The organism is Rhodococcus sp. P4_C10, assembly GCF_056402135.1.
Genome location: NZ_JBFUHZ010000005.1, coordinates 148,881 through 170,504, shown reverse-complemented (window position 1 = coordinate 170,504; position 21,624 = coordinate 148,881). Strand labels below are relative to the sequence as shown.

Annotated in this window: 18 protein-coding genes and 1 pseudogene; 9 read left to right on the top strand and 10 right to left on the bottom strand. The window is 71.2% G+C overall.

Annotated features, from left to right (window positions below; translation table 11 throughout):
- Positions 1 to 12: 12 nt before the first annotated feature.
- From pheT to infC, 6 genes are all read right to left on the bottom strand, one after another.
- Positions 13 to 2,499 carry a phenylalanine--tRNA ligase subunit beta gene (pheT, locus tag AC1DWC_RS04405; RefSeq protein ID WP_477906332.1) on the bottom strand — a complete coding sequence of 829 codons (2,487 nt, stop codon included), beginning with the start codon at positions 2,497 to 2,499 and terminating at the stop codon, positions 13 to 15.
- Between the two features lie 28 nt (positions 2,500 to 2,527).
- Positions 2,528 to 3,598 (bottom strand): phenylalanine--tRNA ligase subunit alpha, encoded by a 1,071-nt coding sequence (gene pheS, locus AC1DWC_RS04400; protein ID WP_477906331.1) that lies wholly within the window; start codon positions 3,596 to 3,598, stop codon positions 2,528 to 2,530.
- Positions 3,599 to 3,649: 51 nt separating this feature from the next.
- The gene (locus AC1DWC_RS04395; RefSeq protein WP_477906330.1) at positions 3,650 to 4,462 is read right to left on the bottom strand and encodes a TrmH family RNA methyltransferase; all 813 of its coding nucleotides are present in this window, start codon (positions 4,460 to 4,462) and stop codon (positions 3,650 to 3,652) included.
- Positions 4,463 to 4,485: 23 nt separating this feature from the next.
- Positions 4,486 to 4,875: a 50S ribosomal protein L20 gene (rplT, locus tag AC1DWC_RS04390; RefSeq protein WP_477906329.1), complete on the bottom strand. Its 390-nt coding sequence runs from the start codon at positions 4,873 to 4,875 to the stop codon at positions 4,486 to 4,488.
- A 67-nt stretch (positions 4,876 to 4,942) separates the two neighbouring features.
- Positions 4,943 to 5,137: a 50S ribosomal protein L35 gene (gene rpmI / locus AC1DWC_RS04385; RefSeq protein ID WP_072845585.1), complete on the bottom strand. Its 195-nt coding sequence runs from the start codon at positions 5,135 to 5,137 to the stop codon at positions 4,943 to 4,945.
- Positions 5,138 to 5,202: 65 nt separating this feature from the next.
- Positions 5,203 to 5,877 (bottom strand): translation initiation factor IF-3, encoded by a 675-nt coding sequence (gene infC, locus AC1DWC_RS04380; protein ID WP_477843587.1) that lies wholly within the window; start codon positions 5,875 to 5,877, stop codon positions 5,203 to 5,205.
- Positions 5,878 to 6,215: 338 nt separating this feature from the next.
- On the opposite strand from infC, the pseudogene AC1DWC_RS04375 reads away from it, so the two are divergent.
- From AC1DWC_RS04375 to AC1DWC_RS04365, 3 genes and pseudogenes are all read left to right on the top strand, one after another.
- Positions 6,216 to 6,479, top strand: a pseudogene (locus AC1DWC_RS04375) (recombinase RecA); the annotation flags it as partial.
- Positions 6,480 to 6,538: 59 nt separating this feature from the next.
- Positions 6,539 to 6,958: a DUF1801 domain-containing protein gene (locus AC1DWC_RS04370; protein WP_477906328.1), complete on the top strand. Its 420-nt coding sequence runs from the start codon at positions 6,539 to 6,541 to the stop codon at positions 6,956 to 6,958.
- Between the two features lie 58 nt (positions 6,959 to 7,016).
- Positions 7,017 to 7,730, top strand: a complete 714-nt coding sequence (locus AC1DWC_RS04365) for an alpha/beta fold hydrolase (protein ID WP_477906327.1) — start codon at positions 7,017 to 7,019, stop codon at positions 7,728 to 7,730.
- A 403-nt stretch (positions 7,731 to 8,133) separates the two neighbouring features.
- Here the strand turns inward: AC1DWC_RS04365 and uvrA are convergent, their stop codons facing one another.
- On the bottom strand, positions 8,134 to 11,070 hold the full coding sequence (gene uvrA, locus AC1DWC_RS04360; protein ID WP_477906326.1) for an excinuclease ABC subunit UvrA: 2,937 nt from the start codon (positions 11,068 to 11,070) through the stop codon (positions 8,134 to 8,136).
- Positions 11,071 to 11,206: 136 nt separating this feature from the next.
- On the opposite strand from uvrA, the gene AC1DWC_RS04355 reads away from it, so the two are divergent.
- Positions 11,207 to 11,896 (top strand): MBL fold metallo-hydrolase, encoded by a 690-nt coding sequence (locus AC1DWC_RS04355; protein WP_072845591.1) that lies wholly within the window; start codon positions 11,207 to 11,209, stop codon positions 11,894 to 11,896.
- Between the two features lie 191 nt (positions 11,897 to 12,087).
- Here the strand turns inward: AC1DWC_RS04355 and AC1DWC_RS04350 are convergent, their stop codons facing one another.
- Together AC1DWC_RS04350 and AC1DWC_RS04345 are read right to left on the bottom strand one after the other, a co-directional pair.
- Positions 12,088 to 12,420, bottom strand: coding sequence for a hypothetical protein (locus AC1DWC_RS04350; protein ID WP_477906325.1), 333 nt, complete (start codon positions 12,418 to 12,420; stop codon positions 12,088 to 12,090).
- A 141-nt stretch (positions 12,421 to 12,561) separates the two neighbouring features.
- Positions 12,562 to 13,164, bottom strand: coding sequence for a TetR/AcrR family transcriptional regulator (locus AC1DWC_RS04345; protein ID WP_477906324.1), 603 nt, complete (start codon positions 13,162 to 13,164; stop codon positions 12,562 to 12,564).
- A 68-nt stretch (positions 13,165 to 13,232) separates the two neighbouring features.
- On the opposite strand from AC1DWC_RS04345, the gene AC1DWC_RS04340 reads away from it, so the two are divergent.
- The 3 genes from AC1DWC_RS04340 to AC1DWC_RS04330 all read left to right on the top strand — a co-directional run bounded on the left by AC1DWC_RS04340 (position 13,233) and on the right by AC1DWC_RS04330 (position 17,165).
- Positions 13,233 to 14,036 carry an enoyl-CoA hydratase/isomerase family protein gene (locus AC1DWC_RS04340; RefSeq protein WP_477906323.1) on the top strand — a complete coding sequence of 268 codons (804 nt, stop codon included), beginning with the start codon at positions 13,233 to 13,235 and terminating at the stop codon, positions 14,034 to 14,036.
- Between the two features lie 10 nt (positions 14,037 to 14,046).
- On the top strand, positions 14,047 to 14,817 hold the full coding sequence (locus AC1DWC_RS04335; protein WP_477906322.1) for an SDR family NAD(P)-dependent oxidoreductase: 771 nt from the start codon (positions 14,047 to 14,049) through the stop codon (positions 14,815 to 14,817).
- Between the two features lie 176 nt (positions 14,818 to 14,993).
- A complete protein-coding gene (locus AC1DWC_RS04330; RefSeq protein WP_477906351.1) occupies positions 14,994 to 17,165 on the top strand; it encodes a HelD family protein in 2,172 nt (723 codons plus the stop codon).
- Between the two features lie 2 nt (positions 17,166 to 17,167).
- On the opposite strand, the gene AC1DWC_RS04325 is transcribed toward AC1DWC_RS04330, so the two are convergent.
- Positions 17,168 to 17,620 carry a universal stress protein gene (locus AC1DWC_RS04325; protein ID WP_072845600.1) on the bottom strand — a complete coding sequence of 151 codons (453 nt, stop codon included), beginning with the start codon at positions 17,618 to 17,620 and terminating at the stop codon, positions 17,168 to 17,170.
- Between the two features lie 249 nt (positions 17,621 to 17,869).
- Here AC1DWC_RS04325 and AC1DWC_RS04320 point away from each other — a divergent pair, with 249 nt between their 5' ends.
- Positions 17,870 to 20,719: an alpha/beta fold hydrolase gene (locus AC1DWC_RS04320; protein ID WP_477906321.1), complete on the top strand. Its 2,850-nt coding sequence runs from the start codon at positions 17,870 to 17,872 to the stop codon at positions 20,717 to 20,719.
- Entirely contained in the window at positions 20,716 to 21,624 is a 909-nt protein-coding gene (locus AC1DWC_RS04315; RefSeq protein WP_477906320.1) for an ABC transporter permease, read from the top strand. The genes AC1DWC_RS04320 and AC1DWC_RS04315 overlap by 4 nt, the downstream gene beginning before the upstream one ends.

The following is a 21,624-nucleotide window of genomic DNA, read 5'->3' as shown; positions in this document are numbered from 1 at the left end:
CGACCGTCCGTCTCAGGCCCGCAGCTGGGCACCCACCGCGGCGGAGGCCGCGGCGACCGCGGCGTCGCGGACCGCGCTGGCCTCGTCCTCGGTGAGGGTGCGATCGGTGGCCCGCACCCGCAGCGCGAACGCCAGCGACTTGCGACCCGCGCCGACCTGTTCGCCCTCGAACACGTCGAAGAGTCGGACGTCCTCGAGCAGCTCGCCGCCGCCGGCGCGCAGCGCCGACTCCACCGCGGCCGCGGGCACCGAGGTCTCGACGACCACCGCCACGTCCTGCAGCACCGCCGGGAACGGCGAGACCCGCGGCGCGGGCAGCGCCTCGACGATCGGCAGCGCGGTGAGGTTCAGCTCCACGGCGCAGGTCCGCGCCGGCAGCCCGGCCCGCTCGAGCACCGCCGGGTGCAGCTCGCCGGCGTGACCGACCACCACCCCGTCGACCAACAGCTCGGCGCACCGGCCCGGATGCCACGGCAGGTACTGCGCGGCGCGCCGCTCGAGCACCACACCGGCGGTGGCCGCGATCGTCTCCGCGGCCGCGAAAGCGTCGGTGGCGTCCGCAACGCGGCCCGGACCCCACGGTCCGCTCGGGTCGCGGTGCCCGGTCAGCACCGCACCCACGTGCACAGGCTGCGCCGGCAGCGACCGCAGCAGATCCGCGATCTGGTCGTCGGTGGGCCGACGGTCCACCGGCAGCACCGCGACCGGCTTGGTGTCCGGACCGGGCTGAACCACCTGCGCGATGCCGAACAGCGCGAGGTCGCGCTGACCACGGGAAGTGTTGCGGGACAATATCTCCAGCAGCCCCGGCAGCAGCGTGCTGGCCAGCTCGGGGCGGTCCGACTCGAGCGGGTTGAGCACCCGGCTGGTGTTGCGGCGCGGGTCGTCGGCGTCCAGACCCCAGGTGTCGAACACCCCGGTGGGCAGGAACACCGTCGGCAGCACCTCGGCGTAGCCGTCGAAGGCGAGCGCCTTGCCGACCGCGCGGCGGCGACGCTGCTCGGCGGTCAGTCCGCGGCCGGCCGGGGCCGCGGGCAGCACCGACGGGATCTGCTCGAGCCCCTCGAGTCGCAGCACCTCCTCGACCAGGTCCGCGGGGCCGGTGAGGTCCGGACGCCAGGAGGGCGGGCTCACTACGAGCTGGCCGTGGCCCGCGTCGCTGACGGCCACGTCCACGCCGCAGCCGACCTGGGTGAGGCGGCGCGCGGCGGTCCCGTTCGGGTACGCGACGCCCGCGACCCGGTCGGGCAGGTCGATGTCCATCCGGATGGCGTCCGCCGCCGGCACCGCGCCGACGTCGGTGAGCACCGGCTCGACCTGGCCGCCCGCGATCTCGGCGAGCAGCCCGGCGGCCCGGTCCAGTGCGGCGGCCGAGAGCGCGGGGTCCACCACACGCTCGTAGCGCTTGCTGGCCTCGCTGATCAGCTTGTGCCGACGGGAGGTCTTGAACACCGCGAGCGGGCTCCAGATCGCGGCCTCGAGCAGCACGTCGGTGGTGTCCGCGCCGACCTCGGTGCTGGCGCCGCCCATGACACCGGCCAGCGAGATCGCCCCGGTGTCGTCGCAGATCACCACGTCCTCCGCGTCGAGCGTCCGCTCCACGCCGTCGAGGGTGGTCAGCTTCTCGTCCGCCTCGGCCCGGCGGACCACGAGCGTGCCGTCGAGCTTGGCGGCGTCGAAGGCGTGCAGCGGGTGGCCCAGCTCGAGCATCACGTAGTTGGTGACGTCGACGGCCGGGGAGATCGGCCGGACACCGGAGAGCAGCAGTCGGCGCTGCATCCACCACGGGGTGACGGCCGACGGGTTCACACCGGTGACGCGGCGAAGCGCGAAGCGCGGCGAACCGGACTCCGGCTCCACCCGCAGCGGCCAGGCCTCGCCCGACGCCTCGTGCGGTGCCAGCACCGCCGGGTCCGCGAACTCCAGGTCGAAGCCGCAGGCCAGCTCGCGGGTCAGCCCGCGCAGCGAGAAGCAGTAGCCGCGGTCCGGGGTGATGTTCAGTTCGATGATCGTGTCACCGAGGCCGAGCAGCTCGTTGGCGTCGGTGCCGGGCTCCGCTGTCCCGGGCTCGAGCACCAGGATGCCGGAGTGGTCCTTGCCGATGCCCAGCTCGGCGACCGAGCAGATCATGCCGTCCGAAACCTGGCCGTACGTCTTGCGAGCGGCGATCTTGAAGTCACCGGGCAGCACGGCGCCGGGCAGGGCCGCGACGATCAGGTCGCCCTCGGCGAAGTTACGGGCGCCGCAGACGATTCCGCGGTCCTCGGCCTCGCCGACGTCCACCTGGCACATCCGGATCGGCTTCTTGAACTCGGTGAGTTCGGTGATCGAGGTGACCCGGCCGACCACCAGCGGCCCGGGCACCTTGTGCAGGACGTCGACCTCCTCGACCTCGAGGCCGACGCGGACGAAGCCTGCGTCCAACTCCTCGGCCGTCACCTCCCAGCCGGGGGTCGCCCGCTGCAGGATCTCGGTCAGCCACGATTGCGCTACTCGCACGTCTACTCAGCTCTCTCGTTCTCGTCGATCAGGCCTGGACACCGAAGGGCAGCGTGAATCGCACGTCGCCCTCGACGATGTCGCGCATGTCCGGGATGCCGTTGCGGAACTGCAGGGTGCGCTCGAGGCCCATGCCGAACGCGAAGCCCGAGTACTCCTCGGGGTCGATTCCGCTGGCGCGCAGCACCTTCGGGTTGACCATGCCGCAGCCGCCCCACTCCACCCAGCCGGCGCCGCCCTTCTTGCCGGGGAACCACACGTCCACCTCGGCGGACGGCTCGGTGAACGGGAAGTAGTTGGGCCGCATCCGGGTCCGGGTCTCGGGCCCGAACAGGGCCCGCGCGAAGGCGTCGAGGGTGCCACGCAGGTGCGCCATGGTCAGACCCTTGTCCACGGCCAGGCCCTCCACCTGGGAGAAGACCGGGGTGTGCGTGGCGTCGAGTTCGTCGGTCCGGAAGGTCCGCCCCGGGCACACCACGTAGATCGGCACCTCGCGCGAGAGCATCGTGCGGACCTGCACCGGGGAGGTGTGGGTCCGCAGCACCTGACGCGAGCCCTCGGGCGCGACGTGGAAGGTGTCCTGCATGGTGCGGGCCGGGTGGTCCGGCAGGAAGTTCAGCGCGTCGAAGTTGAAATGCTCGGTCTCGACCTCGGGACCCTCCGCCACCTCCCAGCCCATCGCGACGAACACGTCCGAGACCTGCTCGGAGATGATCGTGATCGGGTGCCGGGCGCCCACCGGCCGGCGGCCGGCCGGCAGCGTCACGTCGATCGCCTCCGCGACGAGGACGGCGGCGTCACGCTCGGCCAGCAGCACCTCGCGGCGCGCATCGTACGCGGCCGTGGCCCGGGTACGGGCGGCGTTGACGCGCTTGCCCGCCTCGGCCTTCTCCTTGCCGGGCAGCGCACCGAGCGCCCGCCGGACCAGCGAGAGCGGCGCCTTGTCGCCGAGGAACTCGATCTTGGCCTTGGCCAGGGCATCGAGATCCGCGGCCGCGGCGAACCCCTGCTCCGCCTGCGCGGCGGACGCGTCGAGCGCCGCCTCGGTGAGTGCGTCGGCGTCGATGGACGCTGAACTGTCGGGCTCGTTCTTTGCCACGGCTTGTGAATCTCCTCGTCGATGGTCAGTGCGTCGCGGGTTGCAACGATCCTAGGTTGCGGGCCCGACAGGTCGGTGCTGCACCCGGGCGCTGGCGTACAGACAGATGGCGGCGGCGGTGGCCAGGTTGAGGCTCTCGGCGCGGCCACGGATGGGAATCCGGACGCGGTGGTCCGCGCGGGCCGCGATCGCCGGGTCGAGCCCGTGCGCCTCGTTGCCGAACAGCCACGCGGTCGGGCGGGCCAACAACTCGTCCGCCTCGTCGAGGTCCACCTCGCCGTCGGCGGCGGTCGCCAGGATCTGCACCCCGGCCGCGGCCACCCGTTCGAGCACGAGGTCCACGTCCCGCTCGCGGGCGACCGGCAGGTGGAACACGCTGCCCGCCGACGACCGCACGCACTTGCCGTTGTGCGGATCGACGCTGTCGCCGGCCAGGATCGCGGCGTCCGCACCGACCGCGTCCGCGACCCGGATTACGGTGCCCGCGTTGCCCGGCTCCGACACCGCCACCGGCACGGCCAGCAGCCGCGGACTCGGCCCGAGCGCGACTTCCAGCGGCACGTCGAGCAGTCCGCACACCGCGACGAGCCCGGGCGGCGTGACGGTGTCGCTGAGCGCGCGGGCCGCGCGCTCGGTGATCGGCGAGGTACGGACGCCCGCGGCCTCCGCGGCGGCCAACAGGTCGCCGTACCGGCTCGCCGCGTCCTCGGTGACGAACAGCTCCTGGACCCGCCCGGTGGCCAGCGCCTCGGTCACCGAGTTGGACCCCTCGGCGAGGAACCGGCCGGTCTTCCTGCGCTCGGCGCCGCGCAGCAGCTTGACAGCAGAAACGACCCGTGGCGTCCGCTCGGTGAACGGGTCCACGGGTCGTTCCTGGAACAACTTGCTCAGGCTGCGTCCCCGGCAGGGGCGTTCACGTCGGCCGGCAGTGCGGCCTTCGCGATGGCCACCAGGCCGGCAAACGCCTCGGCGTCGGAGACGGCCAGCTCGGCGAGGATCTTGCGGTCGACCTCGACACCCGCGGCGCCCAGGCCCTGGATGAAGCGGTTGTAGGTCATGTCGTTCGCGCGGGCGGCAGCGTTGATACGCGTGATCCACAGCTTGCGGAAGTCACCCTTGCGCGCGCGGCGGTCCCGGTACGCGTAGCTGAGCGAGTGGAGCTGCTGCTCCTTGGCCTTGGTGTAGAGGCGCGAGCGCTGTCCACGGTAGCCCTTGGAGGCCTCGAGAATTGAACGACGCTTCTTCTGGGCGTTGACCGCCCTCTTTACGCGTGCCACTGGGAAATCCTGTCGATCTCGGGGCGCGACGCGCGCCCCTGGTTGGTCAAATAGTGCAGGTCAACGATCAGATGCCGAGCAGGCGCTTGATGCGGGGAACGTCCGCCTTGGCGACAACCGCAACACCGTCGAGGCGACGGGTCACCTTGCTGGCCTTGTGCTCGAGCAGGTGGCGACGGCCGGCCTTCTGGCGCAGGATCTTCCCGCTGCCGGACACCTTGAATCGCTTCGAGGTGCCGCTGTGGCTCTTCATCTTGGGCATGGAGTCCTCAGTTCTGTGTTCTTCGATACTGCGTACGGTCGTGCTGATCTGGTGGCCGGTGACGGCTAGCTTGCCGGCGTCTCCGGGGCAGAGCCCTCGGTCGGTGCCGGGGTGGGCTCCGCAGGCGCAGGTGCCGGTGCCGGCGCAGCCGGGGCCGGCGCCGAGGCGGGCCTCGGGACGACGACCGCGGGGGCCTGCGCGCTCTCCTGAGCCTTGACGCGGGTCTTCGCGCCCTTGTGCGGGGCGAGGACCATCGTCATGTTGCGGCCGTCCTGCTTGGCAGAGGTCTCGACGAAGCCGAGATCGGCGACATCCGCACCCAGGCGCTGCAGCAGACGGAATCCCAGCTCGGGGCGGGACTGCTCACGTCCACGGAACATGATCGTGACCTTGACCTTGGACCCGGCCTCGAGGAAGCGAACGACGTTGCGCTTCTTGGTCTCGTAGTCGTGGGCGTCGATCTTCGGCCGGAGCTTCTGCTCCTTGATCACGGTCAGCTGCTGGTTCTTGCGCGATTCGCGCGCCTTCTGCGCGTTCTCGTACTTGAACTTGCCGTAGTCCATGATCTTGCACACCGGCGGGCGGGCGTCCGGCGCCACCTCGACGAGGTCGAGATCGGCTTCGAGCGCCAAGCGGAGTGCATCTTCAACACGCACGATCCCGACCTGCTCACCGCCTGGTCCGACGAGTCGGACCTCGGGTACGCGGATGCGATCGTTGATGCGGGTCTCAGTGCTGATGGGGCCTCCTAGGTTGAGCGGCAGGTCGTCCTGACCGCCGGCAGCCCGTAGCCCGTTTCCCCAACAAAAGAACCCCGCGACGGTGAACATTCACCATGCGGGGTCCGATGCCGACCGATACGATGTCGACGCGACCACGTCGCGACACATCCCCTCAACAAAGAGGGAGCCGGCCCTCGGATGACCTCGGAGCATCAACTGCTCGTCCGTGCATCACCAGAACCGGCGACCGGGACCGTCTACCAGCGGTTTTGATGCGCCGAGAAACGGTGGGAGTCGGACTCCACTTGCTGCCCCCAACATCGTCGGGGGCGGTCGTGTATGGAAGTCTAGCAGGCATGACAGAGGATGCCCACACGGACGACGTTCGAGAGCTCGCCGACGTTCCGGCGGTCGAGGTCATCAGCCGCGCCGCAGTGATGTTGATGAGTTCCGCCGCAGAGAAGCTCGGGCTCGGCGACCCCAACCCCGACGAGAGTGACCACCTCGACCTGGACGAGGCCCGCCGGGTGATCACCGCCCTCGCGGGCCTGGTCACCGCGTCGGTGGAGTACCTGGGCCCGCATGCCGGCCCGATCCGCGAGGGGCTGCAGGCCCTGCAGCCCCCCCCCCCCCCCCCCCCCACGGTGCCGACGCCCCGGCGTCCGGCCATACTGACCCGATGGCGACCAAGACCGGCCCGACCGATGCCAGCGTCGACGAGTTCCTCGGCGCGCTCACCGACCCGGCCAAGCGCGCGGACAGTGAACGACTGGTCGAGCTGATGCGAGCCGCCACCGGCGAACCACCGGTGCTGTGGGGCTCGAGCATCGTCGGCTTCGGCAGCAGGCACTACCGCTACGCGAGCGGACACGAGGGCGACACCGCACTGATCGGGTTCTCCCCCCGGGCCGCGGCGCTGACCCTGTACCTGTCGCTCGACCACGACGAGTTCGCCGCAACGTTCGACCGACTCGGCAAACACAAGCTCGGCAAGGGCTGCCTGTACGTCAAGCGCCTCGCCGACGTCGACGAGACCGTCCTCGGCGCGCTGATCGAGGCGTCGGTCGCCGCGGCCCGCGCGCTGGAGTCGCAGCCCTGAACCGGCCGAACCCCGCCCTGGAGGTGCGTCGGCGGGAATCCTGAAGCAGGCTGGAGACGTGCCTGTACACATTCTCCTGGTTCCCGGATTCTGGCTCGGCGCCTGGGCGTGGGACGACGTCGCCGCCGAACTGACCCGCCTCGGCGACGACTGCACCGCGCTGACGCTGCCCGGACTCGACTCCCCCGACACCGACCGCTCGTCGATCAGCCTCGCCGACCACGCCCGGGCGATCGTCGCGGCCGCCCACACCACCGCCGACGAACACGCCACCGTCCTGGTGGCGCACAGCGGTGCCTGTGCTGCGGCGTACGCCGCCACCGACCTGGACCCGGGCCTGTTCGCCCGGGTCGTCTACGTCGACAGCGGGCCGGTCGCCGACGGACATGCGCTGCTCGGCGACCTCCCCCGATCGACGATGGAGATCCCGCTCCCCGACTGGGCGGGCCTCGAGGCCGAGGGCAACAGCCTCGAGGGCCTCGACGACGACGCGCTGGCCCGGTTCCGCCGGCGCGCGGTGCCGCAACCGGCCGGCCCCGCCCGCGATCGCATGCAGTTGACGGACCCGGCACGGCTGCGGATTCCCACCACGGTGATCAGCAGCAGCTTCCCGGCCGAGGCGGTCGCGCAGTTGGCGGCGTCGGGTCATCCGATGGCCGCCGAGCTGACGAAGCTACCCGCCGACTACGTCGACCTGCCGACCGGCCACTGGCCGATGTGGTCGCGCCCCGTCGAACTCGCTGCCGCGATCCATTCCGCGGCTGCTCGCTGAGCCGCCGCACCGGAAACACCGCCGCCCGCAGTCATGTGAGGCACATCACTGTCGCGGGCTCGAGATCAATTCGTGATTCCCGGACGCTCGACTCGCGCGCTCGTGTACAAAGGTCCCGACTGCAGTGATTGGCAACACACCGGATCCGGCCACCTGCGATGCAGCAAGGGCGGGCGGTCTCGGCGGGGGTCGCACTGCAATCGGGGGATCAACATCCTGCCGGGGCCGCCCGCGGCCCCGGTTTGCCAGAACACTCGACACAAGGAGATTCACATGCCTGCACCCGGCGACATCGACAGCCGGCCGGGGCCCCCCCCCCCCCCCGGCCCTCCTTTGCGCTGCCGTCGCAGCGTGCGGCCGTCGGGCCTGTCCGGATGCCACCACCCGGCACACCCGCCTCACGTCAGACGGCAGCGGCGGCCTTACGAGGCGCCCGCTTGCGCTTGGCCGTCCCACCGACGACCGCCTTCGGTTCGGCGACTGACTGTGCCAGCACCTCACGCAGGAACCGACCGGTGTAGCTCTCCGGCGCCGCCGCAATCACCTCCGGCGTGCCCTCCGCGACGACGGTGCCGCCGCCGGACCCGCCCTCCGGGCCCATGTCGACGATCCAGTCCGAGGTCTTGATGACGTCGAGGTTGTGCTCGATCACGATCACCGTGTTGCCCTTGTCCACCAGCCCGTTGACCACACCGAGCAGCTTGCGGATGTCCTCGAAGTGCAGACCCGTCGTCGGCTCGTCGAGCACGTAGACCGTCCGGCCCGTCGACCGCTTCTGCAGCTCCGCCGCCAGCTTGACGCGCTGCGCCTCGCCGCCGGACAGCGTCGGCGCCGGCTGGCCCAGCCGCACGTAGCCGAGGCCCACCTCGACCAGGGTCTTGAGGTAGCGGTGGATGGAGGTGATCGCCTCGAAGAAGCCGGCGGCCTCCTCGATCGACATGTCCAGCACCTCGGCGATGGTCTTGCCCTTGTAGTGCACCTCGAGGGTCTCCCGGTTGTACCGGGCGCCGTGGCACACCTCGCACGGGACGTACACGTCGGGCAGGAAGTTCATCTCGATCTTGAGGGTGCCGTCGCCGGAGCAGGCCTCGCACCGGCCGCCCTTGACGTTGAACGAGAACCGTCCCGGCTGGTAGCCGCGCACCTTGGCCTCGGTCGTCGCCGCGAACAGGGTGCGGATCTTGTCGAACACGCCGGTGTACGTGGCGGCGTTGGACCGCGGCGTGCGACCGATCGGCGACTGGTCCACCTGCACCAGCTTGTCGAGCTGGTCGAGCCCGTTGATCCGGGTGTGCCGGCCGGGCACCTGACGCGCCCCGTTCAGCTTGTTCGCCATCACCGTCGCGAGGATGTCGTTGACCAGCGTGGACTTGCCGGAACCGGACACACCGGTGACCGAGGTGAGCACCCCCAGCGGGAAGCTCACGTCGATGCCGGCGAGGTTGTTCTCCTTGGCCCCGACCACGGTGACCTGGCGCTTCTTGTCCACCGTCCGGCGAACCGCCGGGACGGGAATCGACGCGCGGCCGGACAGGTAGGCCCCCGTCAGGGACTCCTCGCAGGTGAGCAGTTCCTGGTAGGGGCCGCTGTGGACCACCCTGCCGCCGTGCTCACCGGCGAGCGGACCGATGTCCACCACCCAGTCGGAGGTACGGATGGTGTCCTCGTCGTGCTCGACGACGATGAGGGTGTTGCCCAGGTCGCGCAGCCGGGTCAGCGTCTCGATGAGCCGCCGGTTGTCGCGCTGGTGCAGCCCGATGGACGGCTCGTCGAGCACGTACAGGACGCCGACGAGGCCGGACCCGATCTGGGTGGCCAGCCGGATCCGCTGCGCCTCGCCGCCGGAGAGCGTGCCGGCCGCCCGGGAGAGCGAGAGGTACTCGAGGCCGACGTCGAGCAGGAAGCCGAGCCGGGCCTGCACCTCCTTGAGCACCTGACCCGCGATCGCCTCCTCGCGGCTGCCGAGGGTCAGGCTGTTCAGGAACCGGGCGCAGTCCGCGATGGACAGCTCTGCCACCTCGGCGATCGACTTCTTGCCGTGCGTGCCGGCCGAGATCGTCACCGAGAGGATCTCGGGGCGCAGGCGGGCGCCGTTGCAGGCCGGGCAGGGCACGTCGCGCATGTACCCGTCGTAGCGTTCCTTCATCTGCTCCGACTCGGTCTGCTCGAGCCGACGGTGCAGGAACGGCATGACGCCCTCGAACTCGGCGTAGTAGGAGCGGGTGCGCCCGTACCGGTTCTTGTACTTGACGTGGACCTGGTCGGCGCTGCCCTCGAGCACCGCCTTGCGCACCTTGGCCGGCAGCTTCTGCCAGGGCGTCGCCATGTCGAAGCCCATGATGTCGGCGAGGCCGGAGAGGAGGCGGCCGAAGTACTCGGCGGTCTGCCCCATCGACCAGGGGGCGATGGCGCCGTCCGCGAGGCTCAGCTCCGGGTCCGGCACCACCAGGTCGGGGTCGACCTCCTTGCGGATCCCGAGTCCGGTGCACTCCGGGCAGGCGCCGTACGGCGAGTTGAACGAGAACGCCCGCGGCTCGAGGTCGTCGATGGACAGGGCGTGCCCGTTGGGGCAGGCCAGCGACTCGGAGAAGCGGCGTTCCCGGTCGGCCGCGGACTCCTCCCGGTCGACGAAGTCGAGGACCACGATGCCGTCGGCGAGCCGCAGCGCGGTCTCCACCGAGTCGGTGAGGCGCTGCTTCGAACTCGCCTTCACCGTCAGCCGGTCGATCACGACCTCGATGTCGTGCTTCTCCTGCTTCTTCAGCGTCGGGGGGTCGGTGAGCTGGTGGACCACCCCGTCCACCCGCACCCGGGCGTAGCCCTGGGAGTTGAGCTGCTCGAACAGGTCGACGAACTCGCCCTTGCGGGTGCGCACCACGGGCGCGAGCACCTGGAAACGGGTGCCCTCCTCCATCGCGAGGACCTGGTCGACGATCTGCTGCGGGCTCTGCTTCGCGATCTGCTCCCCGCAGACCGGGCAGTGCGGCGTGCCGGCGCGGGCGTAGAGCAGACGCAGGTAGTCGTACACCTCGGTGATGGTGCCGACGGTCGAGCGCGGATTGCGGTTGGTCGACTTCTGGTCGATGGACACCGCGGGCGAGAGTCCCTCGATGAAGTCGACGTCGGGCTTGTCCATCTGGCCGAGGAACTGGCGCGCGTAGGCCGAGAGGGACTCGACGTAGCGGCGCTGGCCCTCGGCGAAGATGGTGTCGAACGCGAGCGAGGACTTTCCTGAACCGGACAACCCGGTGAAGACGATGAGGCTGTCCCGCGGCAGATCGATGTCGATGCCCCGCAGGTTGTGCTCACGCGCTCCGCGCACGATCAGGCGGTCCGCCACTGATTGTCCCTTCTCGGCTGTTCTCGGGGAAACGTCCCCGGACGCAGCACATGGTATGTCGGGGCTCCGACACGTTCGGTGGACACGACTGCGTCCAACCCGTCACGAGCCCCCATTCGACGGTAGCGTCCCAGTAATGGACGGGCAGCAGATGACAATCGACGACCACTACACCGGCGAGCTGAAGCAGGGGTCCGCCCCGCAACGCCGCACCATTGCCGGCGCCACGATCACCAAGATCTCGGTCGGCCCGATGGACAACAACTCCTACCTGGTGGTGTGTTCCGAGACGGGCAAGTCCCTGCTCATCGACGCGGCGAACGAGGCCGACCGACTGGCGCTGCTGCTGGAGGCCGGCGCTCCGACGTTGGCGTCGATCGTCACCACCCACCAGCACCCCGATCACTGGCTGGCACTCGCGGACGTGGTCAAGCTCACCGGTGTGCCGACGCTCGCACACCCGCTCGACGCCGAGAAGCTGCCGGTCACCCCGGACCGCACGGTCACCGACGGCGACCTCGTCGAGGTGGGCCGGCTCACACTGGAGGTCATCCACCTGGCCGGCCACACCCCGGGCTCCATCGCGCTCGCGCTGACCGACCCCGCGTCCGGGCAGGTGCACCTGTTCACCGGCGACTCCCTGTTCCCGGGCGGCGTCGGCAAGACCGCCGACCCGGAGCAGTTCGCGTCCCTGCTGCGCGACGTGACCACCAAGCTGTTCGAACGCTTCCCCGACGACACCGCGGTCTACCCGGGTCACGGCAAGGACACCACGCTCGGCGCCGAGCGGCCGTTCCTCGCGGAGTGGCAGGAGCGCGGCTGGTGACTTCTCGCGAGGAGTGACGACAGATCCGGCCTGCTGTCGCGGTGAGCGCCGCCCGACGTCCAGCGCCGGCTGCGACCCCGCGCCAGGGACGGCCACCGTCGCCAGGCCCGCTCGGGGCAAAGGCATGAACTTATGCCTGCCCCGAGCGAGCCAGTCCTCACGCCCGCGTCGCCGAGCGCGGCTGATGACCATCAGGACTTCCGTCTCCCGGCCTGCCGCACCAGAGCCTCCTCGTTCACCTCGATGACGCGCACCGCGGCCTGGTGGGCCTCCCGCGCACGGGCCAATGCGGCCAGCACCGCCGGGATGTTGCCGCCCGACTCCAACAGCGTTTCCGCGTCGGCTGCGTGACCGCGCGCCGACCCCGAGTGCTCGAGCACCTTGCGGGTACGCGCATGGGCACGCCGACGGACCCGCTCGGCGGCGGCCGCCACCGCGACCGCCGACGCTCTGGACCGAGTTCCCTTGCGCCCCTTTGCGGTCCGCCGCAGTTCGCGGTCGTACTCACGCTGGATGTTCCTCATCCGCGCCCATTCGCTCGGTTCGGGCGCGGCGCCCGTCTCCGCTTCGATGCACACCCGGGTGTCGTCGATCGACTTGAAGGCTGCGACGAGGGAGTTCGCGCCCGCCCAGCGCCGGCGCCACTCATTGTGCCCACGGTCCGGTCACCGTTGCACGCCGCGGAGCACCAGGCCCACCAGGTACTGCACCAGCTGTTCCTCCTGGCCTGGCGGGCGGGTCAGGGTGTGCATCATGACCGCGCCGCGCAGGGTGTCCATCACCGCGGCCCCGTCCGCGTCGGGCCGCACCTCGCCGTCGGCGATCGCCCGCGCGAACACCTCGCCGTAGTGGGCGCGTACCGGTGCGATGAACCGACGCTCGGCACGCTCCTGCAGTTCCGGCTCGGCCACCATGTCCGCGATCAGGCCGGGCAGGCCGCGCCGGTACTCCGGCCGCGACTGCAGCTCCACCATGTCCCGAACCAGGGCGGTCAGCGTCTCGGCGAACCCCGCGCCCGCCGGCACCCGGGTCGCGGCGCGCGGCGCGCGCCGGAAGAGCGCCTCCTGCACCAGCGCCGCCTTCGATCCCCACCACTGGTAGAGCAGCGGGCGCCCCACCCCCGCCCTGCGCGCCACCACACTGAAAGTGACTCCGTCGTAGCCGAGTTCGACCAGCAACTCGACGGTCGCCGCCAGCACCGCCCGATGCCGACCCGGGTCCCGCGGCCGCCCGCGGCCCGTGCCACTGTCGTCGTCGCCGGTGGCCACCGCATCTCCTCGCCGTCGGATCTCTCATTAGCCGGACACACATACCTTACAGAGTGTATGGATATTGAATGTCGCTGATCGAACTCAGACACCACTCGCCCGCCGTCGCGGTGCTCACGCTCAACCGGCCCGAGCGGCTCAACGCACTGAGCTTCGCCCTCGTCGAGGAGTTGCACGCCGCGCTCGACGCGCTCGAGCGCGACAACGCCTGCCGGGTCGTGGTGCTCACCGGGGCCGGCCGCGGCTTCTGTTCCGGCCTGGACCTCAAGGACGACACCCACGTCGCGCCCACCGCGGCGGGCCTGTCCGGTCCCGCCGCCGCGATGCGCACCCAGGAGTACATCGCCTCGCTGGTCCCGCGGATCCAGCGGCTCCCGCAGACGGTGATCGCCGCCGTCAACGGCCCGGCCTTCGGCGGCGGGCTCGCCCTGGCCGCCGCCTGCGACCTCCGGATCGCCTCGCACTCGGCCCGGTTCGGCGTGCAGTTCATCCGGATCGGCATCTCCGGCTGCGACATCGGGATCAGCTACACCCTCCCCCGGCTGATCGGCACGGGCCGCGCGACCGAACTGATCACCACAGCCCGGGAGTTCGACGCCGCCGAGGCCGAACGGATCGGCCTGGTGACCTGTCTGGTGCCGGACGCCGAGCTGCTCCGCGCCGCAACCGAACTCGCCGAGACGCTGTGTGCCCACAGTCCGTTCGCCCTGGCCATGACGAAACAGGTCCTCATCGCCAACGCGACCGCGGCAACCGTCGACGCCGCCGTCGCCCTCGAGAACCGCACCCAGATCCTCGCCGGCACCGGCGGCGAATTCGCCGAGGCCACCGCCGCTTTCGTCGAACGCCGCACGCCCAACTGGGCCAACTGAGGAGATCCGCGTGAACCGCACCAAGCTCACCGCACTGTTCGACCTGCGCGGCCGGACCGCCGTCGTCACCGGCGGCACCCGCGGCATCGGGCTGGCGATCGCCGAGGGCTTCGCCGCCGCCGGCGCCGACGTGGTGGTCGCGAGCCGCAAGGCCGAGGCCTGCCGGTCCGCCGAAGCACACCTGAGGTCGATGGGCGGAAACGCCGTCGGCGTGCCCACCCACACCGGCGACCTCGGCGACCTCACCACCCTGGTGGACCGGACCGTCGGCGAGTTCGGCGGCATCGACATCCTGGTCAACGCCGCCGCCAACCCGCTGACCCAACCGCTCGGCTCGTTCACCCCCGAGGCCTGGGCCAAGTCCTACGACGTCAACCTGCGTGGCCCGGTGTTCCTCACCCAGGCCGCCCTGCCGCACCTCGACAAGAGCCCGCACGCCGCGGTGCTCAACGTGGTCTCCGTCGGCGCCTTCATGTTCTCGCCCCAGGTGGCGATGTACGCGGCGGGCAAGGCCGCGCTGATGTCGTACACCCGATCCATGGCCGCCGAATTCGCCCCGCGCGGCATCCGGGTGAACGCGCTCGCCCCCGGCTCGGTCGACACCGACATGGTCCGGAACAACCCACCCGAGGTGGTCGACGCGATGGCGCAGATGCCGCTGCAGAGGCGGATCGCCCACCCCGACGAGATGGTCGGGCCCGCGCTGCTGCTCACCTCGGACGCCGGCAGTTACATCACCGGGCAGGTGATCGTCGCCGACGGCGGACTGGTCGCCTACTGATCTGGGCGCCGTCCCGACCGACGCGGCCCCGTCCCGCTGACCTGGCGCTTCTGCACCCGCCGCACCCAGCCACTAGACTCGCTTGGCCCATTTGGACCCATTCCGGCCGAGGAGATCACTTGCCCGACAAGGCACTGCAACACGGCGACCTGGACCGTGAGCAGGAGTACGTGTCGATGCTGTACGACCGGCTAGACGGCCTGCGCTCGTACGCCGCGACCCGGCTGTCGAAGGTTCTGTTGCAGACCGGCGGCACCCCGCAGGCACGCAGCGAGCGCGAGTCGTTCAGCCAGATGTACACCGAAGACATCGCCAAGTACGACGCCGCCGAGAACGGTCTCTGCTTCGGCCGCATCGACCTGGACGGCGAGGCCGCGGACGGAGACGCGCTGCGGTACATCGGCCGGGTCGGCATCCTCGACGAGGCCAACGACTACGAGACGCTGCTGCTCGACTGGCGCGCACCGCTGGCCCGTCCGTTCTACCTGGCCACCCCGGCGCAACCGGAGGGCGTGACGCGACGCCGCCACATCCGTACCCGCAGCCGCCGGGTCACCGGCCTGGGCGACGAGTACCTCGACCTCGCCGCCGCAAAGCGCGCCGGCGTGGTGGACGGCACCGACGGCGTCGCCGGCGAGAGCGCCCTGCTCACCGCGCTCAACGCGGCCCGGACCGGACACATGAACGACATCGTCGAGACCATCCAGTCCGAGCAGGACGCCATCATCCGGTCCAGCCACAAGTCGGTGATGGTGGTGCAGGGCGGACCGGGCACGGGCAAGACGGCCGTCGCGCTGCACCGCGCCGCGTACCTGCTCTACACCTACCGGCAGCAGCTGGCGAAGAGCGGCGTGCTGATCGTCGGCCCCAACGCGACGTTCCTCGACTACATCGGCCAGGTGCTGCCGTCGCTCGGCGAGACCGGGGTGCTGCTCTCCACCATCGGCGACCTGTACCCCGGAGTCATTGCCACCGTGCACGACTCGCTCGAGTGCGGCGAGGTGAAGGGCTCGCTCGAGATGGTGGAGGTGCTCAAGCAGGCAGTGCGCGACCGGCAGCTGACCCCGCCGGAACCGGTCACCATCACCTTCGACACCTACCCGATCACCCTCGACCGCAAGACCGTCACCCGGGCCCGCGGCCGCGCGCGGTCCTCCCGCCGGCCGCACAACCTGGCCCGGCCGATCTTCGTCTCCGCGGTGATCGAGTCCCTCGCCGACCAGTTCGCCGCACGCCTCGGGTCGAACGTCCTCGGCGGCGCGAATCTGCTCAGCCGCGACGACGTCGCCGACATCCGCGACGAGATGCGCGAGGACCCGGACCTGATGGACGCGATCGACGCGCTGTGGCCGCAGCTGACGCCGCAGCGGGTCCTCGCCGACCTGCTGACCTCGCGGTCCCGGCTGGACACCGCGGCCCGCGACCTGACCGAGCGCCAGCGCGCCCTCCTGCACCGCACCAGGATGACCGGGTTCAGCGCGGCCGACGCACCCCTGCTCGACGAGCTGGCCGAACTGCTGGGCGTGGACGACGCCGCGGAACGTGACCGCGCACAACGCGAGTGGCGAGCGCAGATCGCGGACGCGCAGGGTGCGCTCGACATCCTCACCGGCTCCGCGCCGCAGGACCTCGAGGACGAACTCGACCCCGAGATCCTGATGGCGTACGACCTGATCGACGCGGATCAGCTTGCCCAACGCCAGGATCTGGGCCACCGGCTCACCGCCGCGGAGCGGGCGGCGGCCGACCGCACCTGGACCTACGGGCACGTCATCGTCGACGAGGCCCAGGAGCTCTCGGCGATGGCCTGGCGAATGCTGATGCGCCGCATCCCGAATCGGTGGATGACCCTGGTCGGGGACACCGCCCAGACCGGCGACCCGGCCGGCAGCTCGTCCTGGCAGACGGTGCTCGAGCCGTACGTGGCCCGGCGCTGGAAGCTGACCGAGCTGACCGTCAACTACCGCACCCCCGCGGAGATCATGGCCGTGGCGCAGGACGTGCTCGCGGCGATCGACCCGACCCAGACGGCGCCCCGGTCGGTGCGCGAGAGCGGGAACGTGCCCTGGGCACACCGGGTTCCGGCGGCGTCGGTGGCCGACGAGGTCCGTCGGCGGGTGGCATCCCACACCGGGCCCGGGCTCACCGTGGTGATCGCGGCCGAGGAGTCGGTCGGCGAGTTCACGGACCTGGCATCGGATTCGGTGAGCGTGCTGGCCGTCCGGGAGGTGAAGGGGCTCGAGTTCGACTCGGTCCTGATCGTCGAGCCGCAGCGGATCCTCGACGAGTCACCGCGGGGACTCAACGACCTGTGGCCCGGTGTGGCACCGGGCCGGGACAGTGGGTGAGGTCAGCGGACGGTGTGAACGATCAGTACGTCGGTGGTGGACTTGCGGGCGGCGTCGGAGGGCACCGAGCCGAGCAGTCGGCCGGTGAGCGTGTTCAGTCCGCGGTTGCCGATCACCAGCAGGTCGGCCGAGACCTCGGCGATCAGGGTGAGCAGCGAGTCGACGGGTGCCCCGACGATCGCCCGCTCCTCGATGTCCTTGGCGCCCACGGCCTGCGCGCGCTCACGCGCGGTCCGCAGGATGTCGTACGTCGGCGCGGAGCCGGTGATCTGGTATGCGTCCTCGCGAAGGGTGTCGGCCGCCGCCTCGATGTCCTTCGGGTCGGTCGGGTAGTAGGCGCAGGCGAGGACCAGCTTCGCCCCGGCGTCGGTGGCCAGTGCCGCGGCCTTCTCGACTGCCTTCAAGGACGAGTCCGAGCCATCGGTTCCGACGACGATGGTGCGGTAGGCGGTCATTGCTTCCTCCAGAGTGCAGGTGGGTCGTCAGTGCGGGTGGATCCTCGGTGCGATGGATCCTGCTGCACTGTCTCGTGGTGCATTGCGTCGTAGTGCATTGCGTCGTAGTGCATTCTTCCTCACCGGGGCATGCACGGAATCTCACGGTTGACACCCCAGCCGCTGCGCAAAACCCTAGTCGGACGGCCGCCGGGGTAGTGGGAATTGCGTTACAACGCACATCCGCGCCACATGGCTAGATTGGGTCTCATGTACCTACCGCGACCGCGAAGTCTCCGGGCGTGGGCAGCCGTGGCCGCGGTCGCGCTGCTTCTCGTCGTGGCGGCGGCAGTGACCTGGACGTCCAGGTCGGCGCCGGCGGTCACCACGGAGGACGTCCAGTTCGCGCTGCCGGAGGGTCCCGGCTCCGCCGATCAGGTCAATCTCGATGCCCGCCTGTACGTTCCGGAGCAGACCCCGGCCCCCGCGGTGCTGTTGGCGCACGGATTCGGCGGCAGCAAGGACTCGGTGGCTGCGCAGGCGCGCGATCTCGCCGAGGACGGCTTCGTGGTGCTGGCCTACAGCGCCCGTGGATTCGGGCGCAGCACCGGGCAGATCTCGTTGAACGACCCGGACCGGGAGGTGGCGGACGCCCGCGCCATGGTGGACTGGCTGGCGGGCCGCACCGAGGTCCGCCAGGACGGCCCGCACGATCCGCGGGTGGGCGTGACCGGCGGTTCCTACGGCGGGGCGCTCGCCCTGACACTCGGCGGCACCGACCAGCGGATCGACGCGATCGCCGCGTCGATCACCTGGAATGACCTGGGCCAGGCACTGTTTCCCAACTTCGGGACGCCCGGGCCGGTGGCGCGCACCACACCCGCCGCCGCCGGGTACGGCGGACCCGGTGTGCTCAAGCGGGGCTGGGCCGGCATCTTCTTCGGGGCCGGCGCGGGCGGTGCGTCGGATGCGGGCGCGGGGCCCGCGCCCGGTTCCGGGCCGTGCGGCCGGTTCCTCGCCACCATCTGCCAGGCCTACGCCGCAGCCGCCGAGACGGGCCGCCCCAGCCCGGAACTGCTGGCCATGCTCACCGCGCACTCCCCCGCCGCCGTCATCGGCGCCGTCACCGCGCCCACGTTGCTGGTCCAGGGCGAACAGGACACCCTGTTCGGGCTGGACCAGGCCGACGCGAACGCCCGGCAGATCGCGGCGGCGGGCGCCCCCGTCCAGGTCCGCTGGTTTCCCGGCGGCCACGACGCCGGTGGCGACTCCGCGCCCAGCCAGCGCGCGGTGGCCGCCTTCCTGTCCGACCGCCTCGGCGACGGCGAGCCCGACACACGGTTCGTCTTCACCCTGCCCGGCGCACCGACGGACCAGGGTGCACCGGCGCAGCGCCGGATGACCGCCCCCGACTACCCCGGGCTCGGCGCGGTCCCCACCGACCCCACCCCGACGGTCTCGTTGCCGATGATCGGCTCCGAGCAGACCCTGGTCCGCCCGCCCGGCGCCTCGCCCGCCGGCCTGTCGTCGGTGCCGGGACTCGGCGCATCGGTCTCGAACCTGGCGTCTGCGGCCGGGCCGGCCCTCGACCTGGCAGCCGATCCGCCCGGCCAGTCGGCGCGTTTCGCCACGGCGCCGCTCGAGCATCCGCTGACGGTCACCGGCACCAGCACGGTCACGGTCGAGGTGTCCACGCTCGCCGCCCCCGCTGAGGCGGTGCTGTTCGCCAAGCTCTACGACGTCAGCCCGCAGGGCCGGCGCACCCTGCCGGGCGGGGCGGTCGCCGCGATCCGGCTGCCGGACGCGCCTGCCGGACAACCGGTCCCGCTGACCGTCACGCTGCCCGGAATCGCCCACCAGGTGCCGGAGGGGCACCACCTCGAACTCGTGCTCGCCGCCACCGACCAGGCCTACGCGAACCCGCTCTCCCCGGCCCAGTTCACCGTCGCGCTCACGGACCCGGCGATCACCGTCCCGAGTGTCCCCGCGACGACGAACCGCCGGGCCCTGCCGGTCGCGCCGCTGGTGGGGATCGGCGCGATCCTCACCGTGGTGGTGCTCCTCGGCATCGTCGGCGCGGTCCGGTCGCGGCGGCGCGCGGTCGCCGCGGTGGACCCGGCCCTGCTCGACACCCCGCTCGTGGTCACCGACCTGCACAAGTCGTACGACAACGGCTTCCGCGCGGTCGACGGGGTGAGCTTCACCGTGCGCCGCGGCCAGGTGCTCGGGCTCCTCGGCCCCAACGGCGCGGGCAAGACCACCACCCTGCGGATGCTGATGGGCCTGATCACGCCGTCGAGCGGCGAGCTGAGGGTGTTCGGGCACCTGGTGACCCCCGGCGCGCCGGTGCTCTCACGGCTCGGCTCGTTCGTCGAGGGCTCCGGGCTGCTGCCGCACCTGAGCGGTCTCGACAACTTGCGCCTGTACTGGGAGGCCACCGGCCGGCCCGCCGCCGAGGCCCGGATGGACGAGGCCCTCGAGATCGCGGACCTCGGCGACGCCGTCCACCGGAAGGTCCGCTCCTACAGTCAGGGGATGCGCCAGCGCCTGGCCCTCGCGCAGGCGATGCTCGGGCTGCCGGACCTGATGGTCCTCGACGAACCCACCAACGGACTCGACCCGCCGCAGATCCGGACCATGCGCGAGGTCCTGGTCGCCTACGCACGCACCGGGCGGACCGTCCTGGTGTCCAGCCACCTGCTCGCGGAGGTGGAGCAGACCTGCACCGACGTGGTGGTGATGAACCACGGACGGGTGATCGCGGCCGGCACCGTCGAGGCGCTCACCTCGGCGGAGGGCGCCACCGAACTGCGGGTCGACGACGCGGCGCGGGCCCTCGAGGTGCTCGACGGCCTCGACGGCCCGACCGGCGTGCACGTGGTCGAGGGCGAGACCCCCACGGTCCGGCTCGACCTCGGCGCCACGGACCCGACCGTGGTGGTACGCGCGCTGGTCGAGTCGGGCGTCGGGGTCCGCGGGCTGAGCGGGACCACCCGCCTCGAGGACGTCTTCCTGAGGTTGGTCCACGTCTCCGACCATCGCGAGCACGACGCGGCGATGCCCCGACCACGGAGATCCGCAACGTCGGACTCCCCCGAGCAGGAGGTGCAGGCGACGTGACGTCGACAGATCGTGGCGGTGACGCGGCGGCCGCCGACGGCCGTGGTGACGCGGCGGCCGCGGACGGCCGGGCGCCCGGCTACCGGCCGCACTCGACCCTGCCGCTGCGCACCGAACTGACCCGCCAGTTCCTGCGCAGGCGCACCCACCTGGCGCTCGGGCTGCTGGCGCTGCTGCCGGTGATCCTGGCCGCGGCCTTCGCGATCGGCGGTTCCGGTTCGTCGTCCCCGGGCGCGGTGAACCTGATCGACCTGGGCACCCGGGGCGGCGTGAACTTCACCGTGTTCTGCCTGTTCATGTCCGTCGGGTTCCTGCTGATCGTGGTGGTGGCGCTGTTCTTCGGCGACTCGGTGGCCAGCGAGGCGTCGTGGTCGTCGCTGCGGTACCTGCTGGCCATCCCGGTCCCCCGCGGCCGGCTGCTGCGGCAGAAGGCGATCGTGTCCGCGGCACTGTCCGTGCTGGCCCTGCTGCTGCTGTTCGGCGTGGGCCTGGCACTGGGCACGGCCCTGTACGGGACCGGACCACTGGTGACCCCGTTCGGCGACTCGCTGGGCTACGGCGACGCGGTCGGGCGGCTGACACTGGCACTGGCGTACATCGCGGTGAACCTGACCTGGGTGGCCGGGCTGGCGATGCTGCTGTCGGTGCTCACCGACGCGCCGCTCGGCGCGGTCGGCGGCACCGTGATGGTCTCGATCCTCGTGCAGATCCTGGACCAGATCACCGCACTGGGCGGCTGGCGGGACCTGCTGCCCGGACACTTCTCCTTCGCCTGGACCAGGTTCCTCGCCCCCACCGTCGACTGGCACGACATCGTCGTCGGGTCGTTCTCCGCCCTGGCCTACGCCGCGGTGTTCGGGGTGCTGGCCTGGCAGCGCTTCGCGGTCAAGGACATCACCAGCTGA